This window comes from Spongiibacter sp. (genome assembly GCF_984394615.1).
On record NZ_CFHTQA010000009.1, the window covers coordinates 71048 to 93389 of the forward strand.

Sequence of the window (22342 nt, forward strand, 5' to 3'; positions counted from 1 at the left end):
GTACTCAGTATTGATGGTGGGTCAGTACGGTCTGATCGCTTGTGACCGTCAGGCGCTGCCGATCAGTGCCACTGATCAGCTCCAGTTCGCCGTCGCCGAGTGCAGCCTCGGGAATCCTTGATACGCGGATGCGTGCGGGCAGCAATTGCCATTGCCGAAGGTCCGCCGCCGCTGAAAAGGTCGCCAGCGCGCCGCCCAATGAGAACGGCAGACTGATGCCGCCGGTCATGGATTTATAACCTGCCGATTTACTCAGTTCGCGTAGCAGGGCTTCTTCAAAGCGGTACTGGAGTGTGAGCGCCTCGTAGCGGCGCAGATCCCCGGCGATATCGGCGATGGTGGTAAGCGGCAGCTGCTGGCCGCTGACGGTCTGCAGTGTTGTGGGCTGCTCGGCGGCATCATCCGCAAGGTAATCGATGAAGATACGGACGCCGCCGCCAATGGTAGCGGTGAGCCCCAAGCTGTCGGCAGCGCTCCAGTTGTCGCCCAGTTCTATTACGATGGCGTCTTTGTAGGGGCTGTCGTAGTGTAGCGACAGCTCGGCGAACAGTCGGCGTTGCGCGGCTTTTTCCGCTTCACTGCCGCGAATCATCGGGCGCAGGATCAATCGCTGAGCCACACTGTCGGCGGTCAGCAACATTTCGAGCGGCGCCTTGGCGGGCAGCACACCGTCGTGCTCGATCAGCCAGCGGCCGTCAGTCATCGAGTCGGCCCCGCCTGCGGCAAACGGCGATTCGGCGATGGCTCGCTGCTCGTAGCCGAGTGCGCTCAGGCAGCGGTGGCCGTTGTCGAGGATAAGCTGTCTGAGATTGTGCTGGACGTCGGTCGTCTCGCCTTCAGGTAACATCGCCAGCGCACGGCGATAGGCGAGTTGGGCACTGTCCAGATCGTTGTTGGCTTCGTAAATGATAGCCGACAGGGCGTAGAGCCAAGGCGCTTGAATGTCGATCAGGCCTTCGCTCAGGGCGTTCTTGCTGCGCTCACTGAACAGGGCGACGACGAACTGGGCCAGCTCGTCATAGCGGTCACTGTTGTCGCCCATCTCTCGGAGATAGCGCGACTCCCCTTGAAGAATATCGAGGCGACGCATTTCGACAGCGGCGGCTTCGCGCTGTTGCAGGGCGTTATTACCTTGGGTCATGTCCAAGTGGTTAAGCGCTTTCATATAGCTGACAAAACCCACTTCCAATCGGTTGGGACGGTAGGGGGCGGCGCCGGGATTAAGAAGGCTGGCGGCTGACAAGTCGCTCAGGCTCTGGGTATAAAGCTCGTCATTGAGGCTGTAAGCGCGGTCGAGTGCGGTGTTGCTGCCGCGGTAGTCGCCCGCGAGGCGTCGCAGGCTGGCATGGGTGAGCACCGACAGCATGTCCTGGTCGTCATAGGCCGCGGCGCTTGCCAAGGCTGCGGAGGGCTCATTCAGCTGTTGGCTGAGGTTGGTGTCAGGCTTCGGACTATTGCTGACACAGGCGGTAATAGCGATGGGCAGAAAGCAGCTTGCTATTCTCGTTAGGACTTGCCTCATCCATTGTTATCCTTGCTGTACAGATACGTCTTAATCGAAAAACTGCAGTTCGGCACTGGTCAACAGGCCGCGCTGAATGTCTTCAATACTCAGTTCGCCGTAGCCAAAGGCGTTCGGCAGGATGCGTTCCCGGGCGGTGGTCAGCTTGCCCGCGCTGTTTTCACCCATGACTTCGGCGTCATACAACGCCTCCAGGCTGGCGTCGGGCGCAGGACCAAATTGTGCTGCGTAATTTACCCAGCCCAGATAGCTCTGCGTGAGGTAGCCGCCGCCAAAATTCACCTGCTGACTTTCAATGAAGTAGGCGATATTGCGCGAGTACTCAAAGGCGACCCGGTCGGTATTCTGGCGCAGCTGGAACAAGGAATCCTCGCCCAGGGTGCGTTCCTTCATGCCTTGCATATCTGGCTGAAAGTGGTCCTGTCTGGCAAAGACCAGGTAGGCGCTTACCCGCTCGCCCTCGGTATACAGGGAGATGAGGTACTTGTCGTCGATATAGTGGCGAACCTGCAGGCCATCGCCCAGTTCCTTTAGCAACTGGGGCTCGCCAATATAGTCTTGGATGTACGCAATATTGAGGCCGGCCCGCACGTGACTGGTGCGCTCATACTCCACGTTATTGCTGAATTTGCTCGATACGGATTCGTAGAGGTTTTTGATCAGCTCAATGGAGTCGGTGAAATTGCCCAAGCCGACAAACAGCAATACCAGCGACACCAGCCAGGTAGGCAGGCGATTGGCAATGGCGCTGACTTTTTGATTGTGAAGCTCAACTTTATCCACGATTACAGGCTCAGGAAGTGTTTTTCTGCCGCAGTCACTTTCTTGATGTACTTGCGGGTCTCATCGTAGGGCAGCTTGGTTTCCAGTGTATTAAACACGTCCTGTGGGCTCATATTGTTGATAACCACGGCGGCGCGGGAAATATTGAGCTTGCCGGTAAAGGCTTTGGCGACATTGCCGGCGCCGGTGTTGTAGGCCGCGATCGTGCAGTATTTCCGGCTCAGCGGGTCCTTGATCTTGCGCAGGTAGCGCTTGTCGAGAATGTTCAGGTAGCCGATGCCAACCTCGATATTCTTGTCGGCGGTAAACAGGTACTCCGGTGACAGCAGTTGTTCTTTGCCAAAGTGCATTTTGGTCACATCGCGCCCTGCACTGCCCGGTACGATCTGCATCAGTCCGTAAGCGGGGATCGGTGATACCGCTACCGGATTGAAGCTGCTCTCGGTGTACATAATGGCGTAAGCCAGCGGGCGCGGAATATCCATCTTGTCGGCAAATTGCGTGACAGAACCGCTGTATTTCCGGGCGCGGCGCACCGGCCAGCTATCAGACAGGTCGATGACCGCAACAGTGGCTTTGGCTTTTGTCGGCGTCGTATTTGCTGCTTTTGCTGTGGGGGCGGGTTTGCTGCTGTTGCTGGCAACGACCGGCTTGCTTGCCGCAGGCGCGGGCTTCGCTGCTTTTTTCTGCGGAGCGGGTTTGATTTCAACTTCGCTGATTGTTGCCTTGCTGGCCAGTGCGGCAGCCGCTTTGCGGTTGTCTTTCTCACCGACAAGCTCGCGCAGCTCGGCGACCACGGGAACCGGAGGCAGCGGCTTGCTGGTCGCGGTTTCCTGCATGCGGGCCACAATCGGGTATTCCTGATTGGCTTGCTCGGTCGTGGTTTCCAGCGCGCCCTGCAATTGCTCGTTGATAATGCGATTCATCTCGTCGGGAGACGGCTGCCCCATGACGGCGATGCGAATCTGGTTATTCTCAAAGTCGACGGTGCGCTTTACCCGGCGGCCTCGCGCATACTCCACCCATTTGCTGCGGTCACTGCTCTCGGTCTCCGAGCCCCACATGCTCTCCAGTTCGGCGATGAACGCATCCTGCTCGGCGCGGATCTCGTTGACGAAGCTGTTCCATTCATCGGCCTGCGATTGTTCGAACTCGGCAAACTCCGCGCTCAGCGAGCCCGCGAAGTCACTGAAGGCGTCATCGCCAAAGGCATCCTGTGCGGTGGCGGAGTAGTGAAAGCCAAGAAAACAAACGAGGACGGCACTGAGGCCTCTTGCCGGTTTTGTAAAGCTCACGCGTCAGTACCTTATGCAATTTATATATCTACTTTAATTTCAAAGATTCTAACCGGCTGTTGCGGTTTCGCAAGCGCAACTATTTCGCCTTTTCGACATTTGTGTTCGCGCTCCCCGCCTTTGGCAGTGCTGTTCCTGTGTGGGTCGAGGTGATAAAATCGCGCGTTTTCCGGAGGGCTTGAACCGTGCGCTGCCCATTTTGTAACTTCGACGACACCAAAGTGATCGATTCGCGACTCGTCGCCGAGGGCGGTCAGGTGCGGCGGCGGCGTGAGTGTTTGTCCTGCAGCGAGCGCTTTACGACCTACGAAAGTGCCGAGCTGCTGATGCCGAAGGTGATTAAAACCGATGGCTCTCGCGAACCGTTCGATGAAGAAAAGTTGCGCTCCGGTGTGTTGAAAGCGCTGGAAAAACGGCCGGTCAGTGTTGAGCGTGTGGAGACAGAGATCTCCGAACTGAAGCGCCGCTTGCAGGCGACCGGCGAGCGCGAGGTGCACAGTCGCGATGTCGGCGAGCAGGTGATGGAGGCGCTCAAGGCGCTGGATCATGTGGCCTATGTGCGCTTCGCCAGCGTGTACCGCAGTTTTCAGGATCTCGATGAATTCCGTGCCGAGATTGATCGCCTGTCTGCCGAGCCCGGCGGGGTGTCGCTGGACAAGCTCAAGTAGCTTCCGTTGGCATGAGCTCTCTCTTTGATCAGCAGGCTATGGCGCGCGCGCTGCAACTGGCGCGCCGTGGTCGCTATTCCACCAGTCCCAACCCCAGAGTGGGTTGTGTGATTGCCCGTGATGACCAGGTGCTGGCCGAGGGCTGGCATCAGTGGGCGGGCGAAGGGCATGCAGAAGTGAATGCCCTGGGGCAGCTCGACAGTGCCGCGGGCTGTACCGCCTATGTGACGCTGGAGCCCTGCAGTCATTACGGGCGCACGCCGCCCTGTGCGGAAGCCCTGATCAAGTCGGGGGTAGCGCGGGTGGTGGTCGCCATGCAGGACCCGAATCCGCAGGTCGCCGGTCGCGGGCTGGCGATGTTGCGCGAGGCGGGCATTGCCGTGGATTGCGGACTGCTGGAAGCCGATGCGCGGGCATTGAACCGTGGTTTTAGCCGCCGAATGGAAGGCGGTCTGCCATGGCTGACCATGAAGTCGGCAATGAGCCTGGATGGTCGCACTGCAATGGCGTCGGGCGAAAGCCAGTGGATTACCGGGCCGCAAGCGCGGGCCGATGTGCAGCGCTTGCGCGCGCAGAGCTGCGCGATTATCAGCGGCATTGAGACAGTGCTGGCCGATAACGCGGCGCTGACGGTACGGCCTGAGAGTTTTACATCGCCGCAGCACGAATATATGACGGATCGCTGGCGGCAGCCGCTGCGGGTGATTCTTGATTCGCAACTGCGAACGCCAGACGACGCGCGGCTGTTTGAGGGCGGCGATGGGATATTGCTGCTTACCACCTCGCGCGATGATGCGCGCCGCAAGGTGCTGGAAGCGCGGGGCGCCGAGATTATAGTGCTGCCGGGTGACCGCCCTGAGCCGCGCGCGGTGATGGAGCTGCTGTCCCGTCGTGGCTGCAATGAGGTCATGCTGGAGGCGGGGGCCACCCTGAGTGCGGCGTTTTGGAAAGACGGTCTGGTGGACGACTGGTTTGTTTACACGGCGCCCTGCCTGATGGGGAGTGCCGGACGGCCACTGTTGAGCTGGCCCATGGAGCTGATGGCCGAGCAGCAGGCGCTGGAGATTGTGGATGCTCGCGCTGTAGGCCGTGACTGGCGCTGGCAGTTGCGCGCAGCGAAGGACTAGGAGCAGGCGTGTTTACGGGAATTATTGAAGCCGTTGGCGAAGTGGCCGCTCTGCAAATGCGCAGCGGTGATCTGCGGCTGTATATCCGCAGCGGCGACCTGCCGCTGGCCGAGGTCAAATTGGGCGACAGTATTGCCAGCAACGGCGTCTGTCTGACGGTGGTGGACTTGCCCGGCGACGGCTTTTGGGCCGACGTGTCACGCGAAACGCTCGCACACAGCAGTTTCGCTGAGGCCAAAACCGGCATGGCAGTGAACCTGGAGCGGGCGATGCTCGCCAGCAGTCGTTTCGATGGACACATTGTCAGTGGTCATGTGGATGGCGTTGGTACGATTGTCGCCATGCAGCGCGATGCCCGTTCGCTGCGTTTGAGCATCGATGCACCTGAGAATCTGGCGCGCTACATCGCTCAAAAAGGGTCTATCTGTGTCGATGGCGTAAGCCTGACAGTAAATCGCGTTGATGGCGCGAGCTTTGAACTGAATATTGTGCCGCACACGGCGGCAGAGACAACGATAGCGTCTTACCGCGTCGGCAGCCGGGTGAACCTGGAGGTGGATGTGGTAGCCCGATATCTGGAGCGGTTGCTGGACGCCCGCTCGCTTGACAGCCGCAGCGGCGGCATCACAATGGCCACACTGGCCGAAAACGGTTTTATGAAGGCAAAGTAATATGGCATTTAGCACCGTAGAAGAGCTGATTCAGGACATTCGCCTGGGCAAAATGGTCATTCTGATGGATGACGAAGATCGCGAAAATGAGGGCGATCTGGTCATGGCTGCCGAATGTGTACGCCCTCAGGACATCAACTTTATGGCGACTCATGGCCGCGGTCTGATCTGCATGCCGATGACCCGTGAGCGCTGCGAACAACTCGCGCTACCGCTGATGGTCGATCGCAATGCCTCCGGTTTTGGCACCAAGTTTACGCTGTCGATCGAAGCCCGCGAGGGTGTGACGACGGGGATTTCTGCTGCCGACCGTGCTCACACGGTGCGCACGGCGGCGGCTCGCAACGCCCGTGCTGAAGACATTGTCCAGCCCGGTCACATTTTTCCGCTGATGGCCGAGCCCGGCGGTGTGCTCAATCGCGCGGGTCATACCGAAGCGGCCTGTGATCTCGCCCGTCTGGCGGGCTTTGAGCCCACCGGCGTGATCTGTGAGATCATGAACGAAGACGGCACCATGGCCCGTCGCGAAGACCTGGAAGCCTTTGCTGCCGAACACGATGTGAAAATGGGTACCATCGCCGACCTGATTCACTACCAGGTGCTCAACGAGCGCACCGTTGAGAAGCTGAGCAGTGGCCCGATCAATACTGACTTCGGTGAATTCCTGCTGCACGCCTACCGGGACTCGGTGGCCGGTCAACTCCACTTCGCCCTGCAGAAAGGTGAGGTCAATGCCGACGAGCCGACGCTGGCGCGAGTGCATCTGGGCTCGACCGTACGCGATCTGCTGCAGAGCCAGCCACCGGGATCGACCACCGGCTGGAATATGCATCGTTCGCTGTCAGTGCTGGCCGAACACGGCGGGGTGCTGGTGCTGCTCGCCAACCAGGAGAAAGCGGAAGATATTCTCGCTGAGCTGGATATTGCGCGCGGTACCAAGTCGCCGCTGCAGGGTGACAGCGCCCAGTACCAGAATACCTACTTCAATGTCGGTCTGGGCTCGCAGATTCTGCGTGACGTGGGCGCTGGCAAGCTGCGCCTGATGGGGGCACCCGTGAAGTACAATGCGATTTCCGGCTTTGATCTGGAAGTGGTTGAGTTTGTCAGCCCCGGCGATTTCAGCTGAGCGGCGCTTACGGTAAAAACGCAGGTTGCCCGGCAGCCGCTAATGATTGAGAAATGTAAGGAACAGTGATGAAAACAATTGAAGGTACCTTTACCGGCGTGGCGGGCAAGTTCGCCATTGTGGTTGGCCGCTGGAACAGCTTTGTTGTAGAAAGCCTGCTGGAAGGCTCGCTGGATGCTCTGCGCCGCCACGGTGTGAGCGAAGACGATATCACCATCATCCGTGCCCCCGGCGCCTTTGAAATTCCACTGGTGTGCCAGAAAGCCGCAGCGGGTGGTCAGTACGACGCCATTATTGCGCTGGGCGCGGTGATTCGCGGCGGCACCCCTCACTTCGAATATGTGGCTGGCGAGTGCACCAAAGGTCTGGCCCAGGTCTCCATGCAATACAGCGTACCAGTGTCCTTCGGCGTGCTGACGGTAGACAGCATCGAGCAGGCCATTGAGCGCGCGGGCACCAAAGCGGGCAACAAAGGCGAAGAAGCGGCCATGTCGGCGATCGAAATGGTGAATCTGCTCAAGCAGATGTAAGCCGCTGCGACTATTATTACGGCGCGGCCATCAGCCCGCGCCGGTTCTTTTTATTTCGGAGTAACACCGTGGCCCAACGCCCAGAACAACACGCCAAAAACCAGTTGGCGGCTTCCCGTCGCAAGGCGCGTCACTACGCCCTGCAAGCGCTGTATCAATGGCAGATGGCCTCGCAGCCACTGAATGTTATCGACGCGCAATTTCAAACCGATTACGACATGCAGAATGTCGACCTCGTGTTCTTCAGCGAGTTGCTCCACAACATCCCCGCCAAGCTCGGCGAGTTGCAGGAGGCCTTTGTGCCGCATCTGGACCGGGAGCTGGATGACCTCGACCCCATCGAGCTTTGCCTGTTGCGCATGGGCAGCTATGAACTGCTGTTCCGTATCGACGTGCCATACAAAGTCGCCATCAATGAAACGGTAAATCTGGCCAAGCGATTTGGCGCGACAGATGGCTACCGTTACATCAACGGTGTGCTGGATAAAGTGGCGGCATCCGCACGGCAGATTGAAGTGAATGCAGAAAAGTCCCGCCGCAGCCAAGGGGAAGGCTGAGTCGCTGTGTCTGGCGCCGGGGGACTCTCCGAGTTCGCGCTGATCCAGCGCTTCTTTCAGCCCTTGTCCAAGGCATCTGCCTTCGTGCGTTGCGGTATCGGTGACGACTGCGCAGTGCTGTCGCCCGCCGCCGGTGAAGAGTTGGCGCTGTCGGTGGATACTCTGGTGGAGGGTGTGCATTTCCCCCACGACTACCCGCCGTCGATGCTCGCCCGTCGCGCGCTGGCCGCCTGTGTGAGTGACCTCGCCGCAGCGGGTGCTGAGCCCCGTGCATTTACCCTCGCACTGACCCTGCCGGAGAATGGCAGTGATTGGCTGGCGGCATTCAGCCACGCTCTGGCTGACGATGCGGCGCACTATGGCATGAGTCTGGTGGGGGGGGACACTACACGCGGTCCTCTGTGCCTGAGCTTTCAAGTGATGGGCTCGGTGCCTGTTGGTGGCGCACTGCTGCGCAGCGGTGCCAAGCCCGGTGATGATATCTATGTGTCAGGCAGTCTCGGCGGTGCTCGCGCGGCGCTGGACTATCTCGACAGTGACTCGCCCGATGCGCGCCAGCAGGCCTGCCTTGAGCGCTATCACCGCCCGCAGGCGAGGGTGGCCCTCGGCGTGGCCCTGCGCGGTATTGCCTCGGCGGCGGTGGATATTTCCGACGGTCTTGCCGCCGATCTGGGTCATATTCTCAATGCCAGTGGCGCGGGAGGGCGGCTGATGCTGGGCGCGCTGCCTATCCACCCGGCGATTACGGATTTATCCGCTGCCCGCGACTATGCTCTTTCGGGTGGCGATGATTACGAACTGTGTTTTACCGCGCCTGCGGAACAGCGCGAGTCAATCGCGGCCTTATCGGTCTCCTTGGGTTTACCATTGACCTGCGTCGGCGGCATTGTGCCCGGTGACGGCTTGTCGTGTATTGATGAAAATGGCCAAGCCTGCTCGGTCGGCACCGGTTACCAACATTTCTGAGGTTTTATGAAAGCGATCCCTCCCCAGATGCTCCGCAACCCTACCCACCTGCTGTCGTTGGGTTTTGGCAGCGGTCTGGCACCGAAAGCCCCCGGCACCTTTGGCACCTTCGCGGCGATTCCCTTCTGGTTTCTGCTGCAACTGTTGCCTACCAGCTCGTACATTGCGGCCGTTGTCGCGGCGTTTCTGCTGGGGATTTATCTGTGCGGAGAAACGGCGAAAGCGCTGGGGGTGCACGACCACGGCGGGATTGTCTGGGACGAATTTGTCGGCCTGTGGATCGCCCTGTTCCTGCTGCCGCCGGGTTGGCTCTGGCTGGTGCTGGGCGTGGCGCTGTTCCGCCTGTTTGATATCTGGAAACCCTGGCCGATTCGGGTGCTTGATGCCAAGGTGCACGGCGGTCTGGGTATTATGATCGACGATGTGTTAGCAGGGTTTTACGCGTTTCTCGTTGTGCAGTTGCTGTTCGTACTGCTCTAAACATTCGCTGATGATGGATCTGGGCGTGAGGTCCAGAGGAAAAAGAGAGGACATCATGGTTTCTATCGGTACGCCATTCAGTACGTCGGCCTGCAAGGTGCTGCTTTGTGGCTCGGGAGAATTGGGTAAGGAAGTCGTTATCGAATTGCAGCGACTGGGTGTGGAAGTCATCGCCTGTGATCGCTACGACAATGCACCAGCCATGCAGGTGGCTGATCGCAGTCATTGTTTTTCCATGCTCGATGGCGAGGCACTGGGGCGGGTGATTGAGCAGGAAAAGCCCGACTACATCGTGCCCGAAATCGAAGCTATTGCTACCGACACACTGGTGGAGCTGGAGAACGAGGGCTATACCGTGGTGCCCAGTGCCCGCGCCGCCCAGCTTACCATGAACCGCGAGGGCATTCGCCGTCTGGCGGCGGAGGAACTGGGGATCGCCACCTCTCCCTACCAGTTTGCCGACAGCTATGAGGCGTTCTGTCAGGCCGTTGAACAGATTGGCCTGCCCTGCGTGGTGAAACCGATTATGAGTTCATCCGGCAAGGGGCAAAGTCTGCTGCGCGATTCAGCGGACATTGAGCGGTCCTGGCAATACGCTCAGGAAGGTGGCCGGGCGGGTGCCGGACGGGTGATTGTTGAGGGCTTTGTCGATTTCGATTACGAAATCACCCTGCTGACAGTGCAGCATCGCGATGGCTGCAGCTTCTGCGAGCCCATCGGTCACCGCCAGGAAGATGGCGACTATCAGGAGTCCTGGCAACCGCAAGCGATGTCTGCCGCTGCGCTGGAAACATCCAAAACGATCGCCAAGACCGTTACCGAAGCCCTGGGTGGCTGGGGCCTGTTCGGCGTTGAGCTGTTTATCAAAGGCGACGATGTCTGGTTCAGCGAAGTGTCGCCGCGCCCCCATGACACCGGGCTGGTGACGCTGATTTCTCAGGACTTGTCGGAGTTTGCCCTGCACGCACGCGCGATTCTCGGCCTGCCCATTCCCAATATTCATCAGCACGGCCCCTCGGCGTCGGCGGTCATTCTGGTCGAAGGCGAATCGCGCAACACCCGCTTTGGCAATCTGCAGCAGGCACTCGCGCAGCCCGATACGCAGTTGCGCCTGTTTGGCAAGCCGGAAGTCGCGGGTAAGCGCCGCATGGGGGTGGCGCTGGCTCGTGGCGCGGACATCGACGATGCCAAGGCCAAGGCAATCGCCGCCGCGCAGGCGGTCGATGTCAGTCTCTGAGATAGCGAACGGCCTGAATCCGCGCGCCCTGCGCCGGATTTTGGCGAGGTGGACCGCAGGCCTCTTGTTATTGCTGGTAGCCAGTCCTACACTGCGGGTTCTTGTCGGGGCGCCCTTGGGCTGAGATCGCAGTAGCGGGTCCCGTTGTACCTGATCTGGGTAATGCCAGCGTAGGGAACAAGATCGCCTCAGTATCAGTCCGTCTTCTGTGACGATCTCGTCCCTGCCTCTTAAAACTAGAGAACAGCCACGCCTGTCGTGCTGAGGGGAAAGTCATGAGTTCATCTGAATATCCATTGCTTCGCGAAACCGCGCAGGTCGATTCGGCGGCGGTAGAGCCACTGCCGGGGTCGAGCAAAATTTATGTATCGGGCAGCCGCGAGGATATTCAGGTGCCCATGCGCGAAATTAAACTGACCCCGACCCCGGTGCAGGCCAGCGACGGCAGCACCAAGCTGGAGCCAAACCCGCCGGTGCGGGTGTATGACACCTCGGGTGCCTACACCGACCCCAAGGCCAGCATTGATATTCGCAAGGGCCTGGCGCCGATTCGTGAGCAGTGGATTCTCGACCGCGACGACACCGAACTGCTCAGCGCCGACAGCTCAGAGTACACCCGTAAACGCGCCGCTGACCTGAGCCTCGAAGCGCTGCGCTTTGATCTGAAACGCCGTCCGCGCCGCGCCAAAGCCGGGAAAAATGTCAGCCAGATGCACTATGCGCGCAAGGGCATCATCACGCCGGAAATGGAATACATCGCCATCCGCGAAAACATGGCGCTGGCACAGGCGCGAGAAGCCGGCGAGCTGGCGGTGCAGCACCCCGGCCAGTCCTTCGGTGCGAGTATCCCCAAGGAAATTACCCCGGAGTTTGTCCGCGACGAGGTGGCCCGCGGGCGCGCAATTATTCCCGCCAATATCAATCACCCCGAGCTGGAGCCGATGATTATCGGCCGCAATTTTCTGGTGAAGGTAAACGGCAATATCGGCAACTCGGCGCTGGGTTCGTCGATCGAAGAGGAAGTGGCCAAGCTGACCTGGGGCATTCGCTGGGGTGCCGACACCATGATGGATTTGTCGACCGGCAAAAACATTCACGAAACCCGTGAGTGGATTGTGCGCAATTCGCCAGTGCCTGTAGGCACGGTGCCGATTTATCAGGCGCTGGAGAAAGTCGATGGTGTGGCTGAAGACCTTACCTGGGAAATCTTCCGCGACACGCTGATTGAGCAGGCTGAACAGGGCGTGGATTACTTCACCATTCACGCCGGGGTGTTGCTGCGCTATGTGCCGCTGACGGCCAAGCGGGTGACAGGCATTGTGTCCCGCGGCGGCTCGATCATGGCGAAGTGGTGTCTGGCCCACCACAAGGAAAACTTCCTCTACACCCATTTCGACGATATCTGCGAAATCATGAAGGCCTACGATGTGTCCTTCTCGCTGGGTGATGGCCTGCGTCCCGGCTCAGTGGCTGACGCCAATGATGAGGCGCAGTTCGGTGAGCTGCGCACGCTGGGCGAGTTGACCAAGAAAGCCTGGAAACACGATGTGCAGGTGATGATCGAAGGTCCGGGCCACGTGCCCATGCAGATGATCAAAGAGAATATGGACGAGCAGCTCAAGCACTGCGACGAGGCGCCGTTCTACACCCTCGGGCCGCTGACCACTGATATTGCACCCGGCTATGACCACATTACCTCGGGCATTGGTGCCGCGCAGATCGGCTGGTACGGCTGTGCCATGCTCTGCTATGTGACACCGAAAGAGCATCTCGGCTTGCCCAATAAAGATGACGTAAAAACCGGCATCATCACCTACAAGATTGCCGCCCACGCAGCCGATCTGGCGAAGGGACACCCCGGCGCGCAATTGCGTGATAACGCCTTGAGCAAAGCGCGATTCGAGTTCCGCTGGGAGGATCAGTTTAACCTCGGTCTCGATCCGGACACGGCGCGGGAATTCCACGACGAAACCCTGCCTAAGGAGTCGGCCAAAGTCGCCCACTTCTGCTCAATGTGTGGCCCCAAGTTCTGTTCGATGAAGATCACGCAGGATGTACGCGACTACGCGGCCAAGCTTGAGGAGGAAGAGCTGGAGCGCGAAATGGCCAAAAAATCCGATGAGTTCAAGGCGCAGGGCAGCGAGATATACAAAAAACTGTGAGCCCAATGGCGAGAACGGAAGTAACGAGTCCGACCAGGTGTCGGCGCAGTACGTTGCGGGGGCTGAAGTGATGCGGCAAGTGGCTGTTGTCGGGGCGGGTATTCTCGGGCGCCTGCTGGCCTGGAAGCTGTCGGCGCAGGGCTATGCCGTCACGCTGTTCGACAAGGGCAGCCGCGATGGCGAAACGACCGCTGCGCGTGTGGCGGCCTCGATGTTGGCGCCCTATACCGAGGTGGCCAGCGCGGAGCGTCAGGTGTTCGACTGGGGGTTGATGGCGCTGCGCTGGTGGCCAGAGCAGATTGCCGCCCTGGAAGCGCAGACGGGGCGCGCCGTCAGCTATGGTCTCGATGGCAGTGTGGTGGTGGCTCACGAGCTGGATAAATCTACCCTGCAGCACTTTCAGCAACAGCTTCGTGCGGTCGTGCCGGACTATATTGAGCGGGTCGAGCGCATTGATGCCGAACGTCTGACTGAGCTGGAGCCGGAGCTGGCGCCGCGCTTTCGCGATGGCCTGTTCCTGCCCGATGAGGGTTACCTCGACAACGGCGCGCTGCTGGCGGCACTGGCCGATGCGATCGAGCAGCAGGGTGTGTGCTGGCAGCCCCATAGTGAAGTGACAGACATTGCGCCCCACTCGCTGCGCGTCAATGGTCAGGCGCAGACCTTCGATTGCGTCATTGATACCCGCGGGGTCGGGGCCCGGGACGCCCTGCCAGAGTTGCGCGGTGTGCGCGGTGAAGTGTTGTGGCTGCGCGCCCCTGAGGTGTCACTGTCGCGCCCGGTGCGCCTGATGCACCCGCGCTACAAACTCTATGTGGCGCCGCGGCCGGATCATCGCTATGTGATCGGTGCCACAGAGATTGAGAGTGAGTCGATGGCGCCAGTTACCGTGCGCAGTCATCTGGAGTTGCTGTCGGCGCTGTACAGCCTGCACAGCGGCTTTGCCGAGGCGACGGTGGAGCACGCCTGGAGTCACTGCCGACCCGCCATGCCGAATAATCTACCGATAGTCAGGGGGCAACACGGCCTGCTGACGGTGAACGGCCTGTATCGCCACGGTTACCTGCTGAGTCCGCATGTGGTGGAAACAGCGTTGCAGGCATTTGAACGCGATTGCTGGGAGTCTTGATGATCACAATCAGTGTGAACAACCAACGTCGACAGTGCGAAGCGGCGAGCCCGCTGGCCGAGCAGTTGGAAGTCTGGGGTTTTAGCTGTGAAAAAGTCGCTGTGGCGGTTAACGGCGATTTCGTGCCGCGCTCGCAATACGGTGAATACCGCCTTAGTGATGGCGATCAGCTCGATGTGCTGGCGCCGGTGCAGGGGGGCTGATGGTGAGTCAGCAGAATGCGGATACCTGGACCCTTTACGGTCAGTCTTTTTCGAGTCGCCTGCTGATTGGCAGCGCGCTCTACCCGTCGCCACAACTGATGTGCGAGTCGATTACGGCGTCGGAGGCAGAGATTATTACGGTCGGTCTGCGGCGGCAGTCGCCAGAGCAGGGCGGCGGGGCCAGCTTCTGGGAGCAGATCAAATCCCTTAACAAAACCCTGTTGCCCAACACGGCAGGCTGTCACACCGTAAAAGAGGCGGTGACGCTGGCGCAGATGAGCCGTGAACTGTTCGAGACCGACTGGCTGAAACTGGAAGTGGTCGGCGACGACTACAACCTCCAGCCCGACCCCATTGCCACTATCGAGGCGGCCGAGCAGCTCATCAAACTTGGTTTTAAGGTGTTTCCCTACTGCACCGACGATCTGGTGATCTGCCAGCGCCTGCGCGATGTCGGCTGCGAAGTGCTGATGCCTTGGGGGTCGCCGATCGGTACGGGGCGCGGCCTGATGAATCCCTACAATTTGCAGACCATTCGCGAACGCCTGCCCGGTATGCCGCTGATTGTCGATGCGGGTATCGGCAAGCCTTCCCATGCGGTGCAGGCCATGGAGCTGGGCTATGACGGCATTCTTCTGAATACCGCTGTGGCGCAGGCCGCACAGCCTATACTGATGGCAACGGCATTCCGCGATGCATTAACAGCGGGGCGCTCGGCCTGGCTGGCGGGTGCCATGCCCGAGCGGCAGACGGCGTCGCCGTCGACACCGACGCTGGGCATGCCCTTCTGGCATCAGCAGTAAACGCAGACAAAATAACGAGGCCCTATGGCAAGTCATTCCAAACCCATCGCCTGGTCGATCGCCGGTTCTGACTCCGGTGGCGGCGCGGGTATTCAGGCCGATCTGGCCACCTTTCACGATTTTGGTGTTCACGGTTGTACGGTCATTACCGCGATTACCGCCCAGAACAGTTTCGCCGTGGGCCATGTTGCGGTGACCTCCCACCGGGCGCTGGCGGCGCAGATTAACGCACTGGACAGCGACCTGCCGGCCGGGGCTATCAAACTCGGCATGCTGGGGTCGGCGGAAGTGGTAGAGGTAGTTGCCAAGTATCTGCAGGACTACCCCGGTCCGGTGGTCTGCGATCCGGTCATGGTTTCCACCAGTGGCGGCTTGTTAATGGAAAATGGCGTCAGCCAGGTATTGGTTGAAAAGCTGCTGCCACGAGCGGATTTGCTAACCCCGAATATCAGTGAAGCGGAAACCCTGCTGGATCGAAAAATCACCACCGCTGAAGAGGTTGAGCGCGCCGCTCAGGATATCGTGGTGCTCGGTGCCCGTTCAGTGTTGCTGACCGGTGGGCATCTGGTGACGCGTGATGGTCTCTGCCACGACTATTGGACCGATGGTGAACAGGGGTTCTGGCTCAGTGGTCCGTGCATCGATACGCTGAATACACACGGCACCGGCTGTACGCTGTCGTCGGCGATTGCCGCGTTGTTGGCGCGGGGCTATGAAATGGCGGATGCGCTGGTGCTGGCCAAGGCCTATGTCAGTCAGGGGCTGCGTTTGTCAGTGCAGCTTGGTGGCGGTCCGGGCCCGGTGACTCATATGGGCTGGCCAAAGCAGCTTTGCGACTACCCTGGGCTAAGCCGTCGTTTCCCCAAGACGAAACCCGCGTTTCCCGCCTGCGACGGTGAACTGGGGCTGTATCCGGTGGTGGACAGCAGCGAATGGGTCGAGCGTTTGCTGAAAAGCGGCGTGAAAACGATCCAGTTGCGGATCAAAGACCCGCATCAGTCCAACCTCGATGAGGAGATTCAGCGCGCGGTGGCACTCGGCCGGGAGTATCAGGCTAGGGTGTTTATCAATGACTACTGGCCGCAGGCAATTGCCGCCGGTGCTTACGGGGTGCACCTCGGACAGGAAGATCTCGATGTGGCAGATATCCAAGCGATTGCCGATGCCGGGCTGCGGTTGGGGGTGAGTACCCACAGCCACTACGAGGTGGCGCGTGCCCATGCCTTGTGTCCCAGCTATATTGCCATCGGGCCGGTCTACCCAACCACCAGCAAGGAAATGCGCTTTGGTCCACAGGGGGTGAATCGGCTTCGCCACTGGGTTGAGCTGTTGTCTCCCGGCTACACGCTGACGGCGATCGGCGGAATCAATCTCAAGCGCGCCGACGAAGTGCTGGCCACCGGGGTGGGAAGCTGCGCGATGATTACGGCGATCACCGAAGCGGATGATCCGGAGTCGGTGGTCGCTTCACTGATGGCTCTGCACCAACCGCGTTAGTCAGCGCAGTTTGCTCAGATCCGTGTGGAAGTAGCGGTGCAACGCGCTGTGCTCTTCCTCCGGTGACTGTCGCCAGCCATAAATAGCGGGCCGCTCGCGCTCTATCACCAATGTTTTGAACAGTAACCAGTCGTAGATGGACAGCAGATTGCAGAGGTTGCTGCCAGAATTTTTTCCGCGGGCGTGATGATGGTGGTGCTGAGTCGGGAATGTGAAGAGATGGCACAGGCCGTACATGCTGTTGCGCACCCAGGCCCAGCGGTGGTTGAGCAGATAGAGATCGTAATTCCAGTTCACGTGGTTGTGTGCAGCCCACAGTCCCTTGAAGACGGTGCCGATCACAAATACCTCGGTCAGCCCCAGATACAGCGCCAGAAACTGGAACCAGTAATTGGGCATGATGAACCACCAGGTCCAGTGCTCGACAAAGGTTTGGGTGACGCTTAACTCGCCTTTGCCGTCGTTGCCTCCCGAGAGGTGGTGGGGCCGGTGGCCGATCTTGTAGAGGTTCTGGGCCCGGCGCAGCCAGGTATTTTTCGGACGACGGCTGTGGGCGAACCAGTGTCCGGCACCGTGCAGCAGTTCCTCCAGCGCGATATAGCCGATCAGCGTTACCCAGAAATACTCACTTTCCAGCCACGCCAGTGAGTCGTGAAACTGGGGGATGATCGCGCCTGCGATCCAGGCAATGCCGAACAGCAGCAAGGGCCGCTGAATCAATACCATGCCGGCCGCGCTCAGGCCGGCCATCTGCCAGTCTTCACGGCTTTTACGTGCGCCCCGGGCGCGGCCACTGAACCACTCCCAGATGGCGAACACAATGATAAAGGCAGTCACAAAATGAGCAGGCTGAAGATCCACGCCGATGTCCTCTTATTGGTTTTAGCGGCTTGCGGTAGACAGCCTACGGAATTTTAGGTATTTGTGAATTCGATAATTTATATACCTATTATTTATGAAACTGAATTTACGTGCGGTTGACCTGAATCTACTGACCGTTTTCGATGCGCTGCTCCGGGTGCAGAACCTCTCCCGCGCCGCCGAAGAATTGGGCATGAGCCAGCCCGCTGTGAGTGCGGCGCTGTCCCGCCTGCGCCTGACCATGAAAGACGAGTTGTTTGTGCGCACGCGCAGTGGCATGAAGCCGACGCCCCGCGCACTGGCTGCTCAGGCACCGGTGGCTGAGGCGCTGGCACTGATGGCCGGAGCGCTGAGCAGCGACCAACAGTTTGCGCCCGCCAGTGCCGAGCGGCAGTTCAGCTTGTTGGCCGACGGCTATCTGGAAATGACGGCGCTGGGCGGCATCATGCAGGCTTTGCAAACCGCCGGGCCGGGGTTGAGCTTACGCAACACGGTACTCGACCGTCATGATGTGGCCTCGGCGCTCGCGCGGCTGGAGTACGATGCGGTGATTGATTTTGTGCGGGTGGAATCCGACAAGGTCTGTGTGGCGCCGATCGGCGAACAGGAGCTGGTGGTCATTGCCCGTCGCGGGCATCCGCGATTGAGGCGGCAACTCAGCGTCGAGCAGTATTTTGCCGAAGGGCATATTTTGTTGCGTCAGCGCAGTCGCTACCGCACACAACTGGAACTGGCGCTGGGAGGAGAGCGCTTACAGCGCCGGGTTGACGTGCATGTACAGCATTTTGCGGCGATGCCGCCGGTGGTGGCACAGACCGATTCGCTGGCAACCTTGCCCAGAGTGTTGGCAGAGCGCTTTGCGCGGGCCTACGATATTCAGGTGTTTCCCTTTCCGCTGCCCATGCCCGCGGTACCCACTTGGTTGATGTGGCCGGCCAGTCTTGCGGGGGATGCCGGACACCGCTGGTTTATTGAGTTGCTAAGGACGCAGGCCCGGCTGCTGACTTGATGCGGGCGCGAAGCTGGGGTTAGATGCCATGAAACAATGGGCTGGTCGCAGGGCTGCCAGTGGCGAGGATGAGCAATGATCAAACATACGGCACTGCTGCTGTTGCTGGCGATGACAAGCAGTTTCAGCGTCGCAGAAGCGCTGGTTGTGCGGGGGCTGTTCAAGGGGGCAGTGCTGCTGGATATCGATGGGGAGCAAAAGCTGCTGCGCGAGGGCGCGACGCATCCCCGCGGCGCGACAGTGATTTCCGCCGATTCGCGCTCTGCGGTGGTTCGCTACCAGGGCGAAACGCGCCGCCTGACGCTGAATAAGCGCATTGGCACCCATTACGCCGAGGCGGAAACGCAGGAAGTGGTATTGCAGCGCAACAGCAAGCGGGAATACCGCACCCGCCTTGAAGTGAATGGCCGCAGTGCGGAAGCGGTTGTCGATACGGGTGCCACATCGGTGGCGATGAGTACCTTGCACGCCCGTCAGCTGGGTATCCGCTACGATGATGCCCCGGTGGTCAGTGTTGCCACGGCTTCGGGGATGAGTCGGGGTTTTGCGGTGACCCTGCCCAAGCTCGCAGTAGGCAGCATCGAGCGCCACCACGTGGCAGCGGTGGTGGTCGAGGGGGATTATCCCCATGTCATTCTGCTTGGCATGAGCTTTCTCGAACACGTTGATATGCAGGAAAAAGGCAATATTCTCACCCTGACCGCCCACTGACTGGGGCCTGCCCACATTGCGGCTCGCCTGATCGGCTTCGCGCTGATAAAATGCGCCACCGAAAATTTTCTGGAGATGCCAGTGGCGGTCCGCTATATAGAGTCCTCCAAGCTCCCCACACCCTGGGGGGTGTTTGATATTCACGGTTTTGAGGACGCAGAAACCGGCAAAGAGCACGTGGTACTGAGCCTCGGGGATATTGGCGACGGTCAGCCGGTGCTGGCGCGTATTCACTCCGAGTGTCTGACCGGTGATGCCCTGTTCAGCATGCGTTGCGACTGCGGCGCACAGTTGCAGGCGGCGATTCAGAAAGTGGCGGAAGAAGGGCGTGGTGCGATTTTCTATCTGCGTCAGGAAGGTCGGGGCATCGGCCTGATGAACAAAATCCGTGCGTATAAATTGCAAGATGAAGGCGCCGATACCGTCGAGGCCAATGAGCAGCTGGGCTTTGGCGCTGACATGCGGGACTACAGCCTGCTCAAGCCGATGTGTGAGCAGCTTAATATCCACAAAGTGCGTCTGATGACCAACAACCCGCGCAAAGTGAATGCGCTCACTGACCAAGGGGTCGATGTGGTAGAGCGTCTACCGCTGCAAACCGGTCAGAACCCCCACAATGCCAAGTATCTGGCAACCAAATCCGGCAAGCTGGGTCACCTCTTCTAAGTTGCTCGACGGTTACGCGGGTCATCGGATTGTCACGACGCTGTGACCCGCCTGTCACTACCTCCTTCCACACTGGGCACATTCTGTTTTCAACAAAAGAATGTCTGCCTATGTCTGTCTTACGACTGTGGGTCCTCCACGACGGCAAGCCCGGCCATTATTCCCAGGCTTTGGGCGTTGCCCGTCTGATCCAGCAACGCAGCCAGCGTCCCTGCGAGATGAGGGCTATTCAGGCGAAGCCCAAACTCAAACTGGCGAATCACGCGCTTCGCTTCCTTGCGGCGCGTGCCGGGGCGTCATTGTTGCGCTGGCTGCCACTGGCGTATCGCCGCGAGGCATTGCCCGATGAGGCGCCCGATCTGATTATCTCCTTCGGCGGCAATGTGCTGGCGCTTAATGTCGCCCTCAGCCGTCTGCTGGGCTGCTCAAATCTGGTGGTGGGTAACTGTTATGGTCTGCCTGCCGACAGTGTGTCGGTCAATCTCACCGCCTTTGTCGACCGGGCACGAAGCGCCGACTGGCAGCGCCGAAATATCGGCAGTCAGGTCGCGCTGTGCAAAACTGAACGCAGTCACTGTGAGCGACTGGGCAACCTCTTGTGGGAGCAATCCCCGGCGCCGCTGTGGACAATGCTGGTTGGCGGTCCCGGCAGCGGTTACCGCTACAGCGATGACGACTGGCGTGCATTGGTGGTGGCGATGGCTCAGCTTAGCCGGCGCTACGGTATTCGCTGGTTGCTGAGTACCTCCCGGCGCTCTGCGCGGGCGGCGGAGATTCTGCGCCATGGATTGAATGAGGAAAATTGCTTCGCCAGTATTTATTACCGGGGCCCGGACAGCCCCTCGGCCGATGCTTTCCTCGGTGCCGGCGAGCGACTGTTTTGCACGGAAGACAGCTTGAGTATGCTTTCCGAAGCGGTGGCGATGGGAAAGCCTGTGGTCAGTTTGCGCCCGGCGCGGGCCGTTGTGAGCGGTACTCACCTGAGGGCGGTGAGCTACCTCGCCGATCAGCGCTTGATCGAGCGCCTGTCTATCGGTGAGCTGGTGGACTATCAGCCGACAGACATACCGCCGCTGCGCAGCTATCGGCAGCACCTCGAGACGATTTATCAGCAGATTTGTGCGCTGACGGCGATCAGCGCGCCGCCAGCAACGAGGGAGTCGATCAGCCTGCCGCCGAATCTGGTAACAGCTTGAGCGCCGTCATGCGGTTGCGGATGCTGTGTTCAATACCGTTGGCGTCCAGCCCCACTTCGCTGAGCAGCACCCCGTGTTTGCCGTGATCGACAAAGCGATCGGGCAGCCCCAGTTGCAGCACGGGCAGGTCAATGTCGCGGCTGTTCAGGTATTCCGTGACTGCGCTACCGGCACCGCCTGCGATCACGTTCTCTTCCAGCGTAACAATCAGATCATGATTGGCGGCCAGTTCGTCGAGCAATGCGGTATCCAGCGGCTTTACAAAGCGCATATCTGCCAGCGTGGCATTCAGTGCCTGTGCGGCTTCGCTGGCGGCACTCAACAGGGTGCCAAAGTTGACGATCGCCACCGATTGACCGCTGCGCAGTTGGCGGCCCTTGCCGATCGGAAGACAGTGCATTTTCGCTTGAATGTCCACGCCGGGGCCGGTGCCGCGCGGGTAGCGAACGGCTGCCGGACCGGGGTAGTGATAGGCGGTGTGCAGCAACTGACGGGTCTCGTCTTCGTCGGCCGGTGCCATGATCACCATATTGGGAATGCAGCGCAGGAAACTGAGGTCGAAGGCCCCGGCGTGGGTGGGCCCGTCTTCGCCGACCAGTCCCGCTCGGTCAATGCCGAAGGTCACGTCCAGATTCTGCAGGGCAATGTCGTGAATAAGCTGATCGTAGGCACGCTGCAAAAAAGTGGAGTAAATCGCGACCACGGGCTTGAGGCCATCGCAGGCCATGCCAGCTGCCAGCGTCAGCGCGTGCTGCTCGGCAATGGCGACATCGTAAAAACGGTCTTCAAAACGCCGGGCGTACTCCACCATGCCTGAGCCTTCGCACATGGCGGGGGTAATGGCGACCAGCTTGTCGCAGTCGCTGGCTTCATCACACAGCCACTGGCCGAAAATATCCTGATACTTGGGGCCTTTCTTTACTGGCGCAGGCTTGTTGCCGGTATCGTCGGGCTCGATTTTGGAAATTGCGTGGAAGCCCACCGGGTCCTGTTCTGCCGGGGCGAAGCCCTTTCCTTTCTGCGTCATGATGTGCAGCATTTGCGGGCCGTCAAGCTCACGCAAATTGCGCAGGGTGGGGACCAGTACATCGAGGTCGTGGCCGTCGATGGGGCCGATATAGTTAAAGCCCAGCTCCTCGAACA

Annotated in this window: 23 protein-coding genes and 1 riboswitch; of the genes, 18 read left to right on the top strand and 5 right to left on the bottom strand. The window is 59.8% G+C overall.

Annotation, left to right across the window (positions count from 1 at the left end; all coding sequences use genetic code 11):
- Positions 1–4 precede the first annotated feature (4 nt).
- Genes AC5DB9_RS05630 through AC5DB9_RS05640 form a run of 3 tightly spaced genes read right to left on the bottom strand, consistent with a single transcriptional unit; the run spans position 5 to position 3600 of the window.
- Positions 5–1522, bottom strand: a complete 1518-nt coding sequence (locus AC5DB9_RS05630; RefSeq protein WP_273009328.1) for a COG3014 family protein — start codon at positions 1520–1522, stop codon at positions 5–7.
- 30 nt (positions 1523–1552) lie between these two features.
- On the bottom strand, positions 1553–2305 hold the full coding sequence (locus tag AC5DB9_RS05635; RefSeq protein WP_022958686.1) for an ETEC_3214 domain-containing protein: 753 nt from the start codon (positions 2303–2305) through the stop codon (positions 1553–1555).
- A 2-nt stretch (positions 2306–2307) separates the two neighbouring features.
- Positions 2308–3600, bottom strand: coding sequence for a transglycosylase SLT domain-containing protein (locus tag AC5DB9_RS05640; RefSeq protein ID WP_273009324.1), 1293 nt, complete (start codon positions 3598–3600; stop codon positions 2308–2310).
- A gap of 185 nt (positions 3601–3785) precedes the next feature.
- Here AC5DB9_RS05640 and nrdR point away from each other — a divergent pair, with 185 nt between their 5' ends.
- The 14 genes from nrdR to thiD all read left to right on the top strand — a co-directional run bounded on the left by nrdR (position 3786) and on the right by thiD (position 16756).
- Positions 3786–4268: a transcriptional regulator NrdR gene (nrdR, locus tag AC5DB9_RS05645; protein WP_022958684.1), complete on the top strand. Its 483-nt coding sequence runs from the start codon at positions 3786–3788 to the stop codon at positions 4266–4268.
- A gap of 11 nt (positions 4269–4279) precedes the next feature.
- Positions 4280–5395 carry a bifunctional diaminohydroxyphosphoribosylaminopyrimidine deaminase/5-amino-6-(5-phosphoribosylamino)uracil reductase RibD gene (ribD, locus tag AC5DB9_RS05650; protein WP_273009321.1) on the top strand — a complete coding sequence of 372 codons (1116 nt, stop codon included), beginning with the start codon at positions 4280–4282 and terminating at the stop codon, positions 5393–5395.
- A gap of 8 nt (positions 5396–5403) precedes the next feature.
- The gene (locus AC5DB9_RS05655) at positions 5404–6066 is read left to right on the top strand and encodes a riboflavin synthase (RefSeq protein WP_273009319.1); all 663 of its coding nucleotides are present in this window, start codon (positions 5404–5406) and stop codon (positions 6064–6066) included.
- A 1-nt stretch (position 6067) separates the two neighbouring features.
- Positions 6068–7192 (top strand): bifunctional 3,4-dihydroxy-2-butanone-4-phosphate synthase/GTP cyclohydrolase II, encoded by a 1125-nt coding sequence (gene ribBA, locus AC5DB9_RS05660; RefSeq protein WP_022958681.1) that lies wholly within the window; start codon positions 6068–6070, stop codon positions 7190–7192.
- A 68-nt stretch (positions 7193–7260) separates the two neighbouring features.
- Positions 7261–7722: a 6,7-dimethyl-8-ribityllumazine synthase gene (gene ribH / locus AC5DB9_RS05665; protein WP_022958680.1), complete on the top strand. Its 462-nt coding sequence runs from the start codon at positions 7261–7263 to the stop codon at positions 7720–7722.
- 68 nt (positions 7723–7790) lie between these two features.
- Positions 7791–8279, top strand: a complete 489-nt coding sequence (nusB, locus tag AC5DB9_RS05670) for a transcription antitermination factor NusB (protein ID WP_273009316.1) — start codon at positions 7791–7793, stop codon at positions 8277–8279.
- A gap of 6 nt (positions 8280–8285) precedes the next feature.
- The gene (thiL, locus tag AC5DB9_RS05675) at positions 8286–9245 is read left to right on the top strand and encodes a thiamine-phosphate kinase (protein WP_273009314.1); all 960 of its coding nucleotides are present in this window, start codon (positions 8286–8288) and stop codon (positions 9243–9245) included.
- 6 nt (positions 9246–9251) lie between these two features.
- Positions 9252–9725, top strand: a complete 474-nt coding sequence (locus tag AC5DB9_RS05680; RefSeq protein WP_273009312.1) for a phosphatidylglycerophosphatase A family protein — start codon at positions 9252–9254, stop codon at positions 9723–9725.
- A gap of 55 nt (positions 9726–9780) precedes the next feature.
- Complete coding sequence (purT, locus tag AC5DB9_RS05685; RefSeq protein WP_337956466.1) at positions 9781–10962, top strand: formate-dependent phosphoribosylglycinamide formyltransferase; 1182 nt, start codon at positions 9781–9783, stop codon at positions 10960–10962.
- A gap of 95 nt (positions 10963–11057) precedes the next feature.
- A riboswitch (TPP riboswitch) is annotated at positions 11058–11156 on the top strand.
- An 81-nt stretch (positions 11157–11237) separates the two neighbouring features.
- Positions 11238–13124, top strand: coding sequence for a phosphomethylpyrimidine synthase ThiC (thiC, locus tag AC5DB9_RS05690; RefSeq protein WP_273009310.1), 1887 nt, complete (start codon positions 11238–11240; stop codon positions 13122–13124).
- Positions 13125–13161: 37 nt separating this feature from the next.
- Positions 13162–14253: a glycine oxidase ThiO gene (thiO, locus tag AC5DB9_RS05695; RefSeq protein WP_273009308.1), complete on the top strand. Its 1092-nt coding sequence runs from the start codon at positions 13162–13164 to the stop codon at positions 14251–14253.
- Complete coding sequence (gene thiS / locus AC5DB9_RS05700) at positions 14253–14456, top strand: sulfur carrier protein ThiS (protein WP_022958673.1); 204 nt, start codon at positions 14253–14255, stop codon at positions 14454–14456. Before thiO ends, thiS begins: the two co-directional genes overlap by 1 nt.
- A complete protein-coding gene (locus AC5DB9_RS05705) occupies positions 14453–15259 on the top strand; it encodes a thiazole synthase (protein ID WP_374963114.1) in 807 nt (268 codons plus the stop codon). Before thiS ends, AC5DB9_RS05705 begins: the two co-directional genes overlap by 4 nt.
- A 24-nt stretch (positions 15260–15283) precedes the next feature.
- Entirely contained in the window at positions 15284–16756 is a 1473-nt protein-coding gene (thiD, locus tag AC5DB9_RS05710) for a bifunctional hydroxymethylpyrimidine kinase/phosphomethylpyrimidine kinase (RefSeq protein WP_273009304.1), read from the top strand.
- Here the strand turns inward: thiD and AC5DB9_RS05715 are convergent, their stop codons facing one another.
- Complete coding sequence (locus AC5DB9_RS05715; RefSeq protein WP_273009302.1) at positions 16757–17617, bottom strand: sterol desaturase family protein; 861 nt, start codon at positions 17615–17617, stop codon at positions 16757–16759. It lies immediately after the preceding gene.
- 94 nt (positions 17618–17711) lie between these two features.
- Between AC5DB9_RS05715 and AC5DB9_RS05720 the strand changes: the two genes are divergently transcribed.
- From AC5DB9_RS05720 to AC5DB9_RS05735, 4 genes are all read left to right on the top strand, one after another.
- On the top strand, positions 17712–18626 hold the full coding sequence (locus AC5DB9_RS05720; RefSeq protein ID WP_273009300.1) for a LysR substrate-binding domain-containing protein: 915 nt from the start codon (positions 17712–17714) through the stop codon (positions 18624–18626).
- Between the two features lie 75 nt (positions 18627–18701).
- A complete protein-coding gene (locus AC5DB9_RS05725; protein WP_022958668.1) occupies positions 18702–19337 on the top strand; it encodes a retropepsin-like aspartic protease family protein in 636 nt (211 codons plus the stop codon).
- Between the two features lie 75 nt (positions 19338–19412).
- Complete coding sequence (ribA, locus tag AC5DB9_RS05730) at positions 19413–20003, top strand: GTP cyclohydrolase II (protein WP_374963100.1); 591 nt, start codon at positions 19413–19415, stop codon at positions 20001–20003.
- A 110-nt stretch (positions 20004–20113) separates the two neighbouring features.
- Positions 20114–21199 (top strand): ELM1/GtrOC1 family putative glycosyltransferase, encoded by a 1086-nt coding sequence (locus AC5DB9_RS05735; RefSeq protein ID WP_273009297.1) that lies wholly within the window; start codon positions 20114–20116, stop codon positions 21197–21199.
- Here the strand turns inward: AC5DB9_RS05735 and dxs are convergent.
- On the bottom strand, positions 21168–22342 hold a 1175-nt coding region (gene dxs / locus AC5DB9_RS05740; protein ID WP_491732030.1), incomplete at its 5' end, for a 1-deoxy-D-xylulose-5-phosphate synthase. The genes AC5DB9_RS05735 and dxs overlap by 32 nt on opposite strands.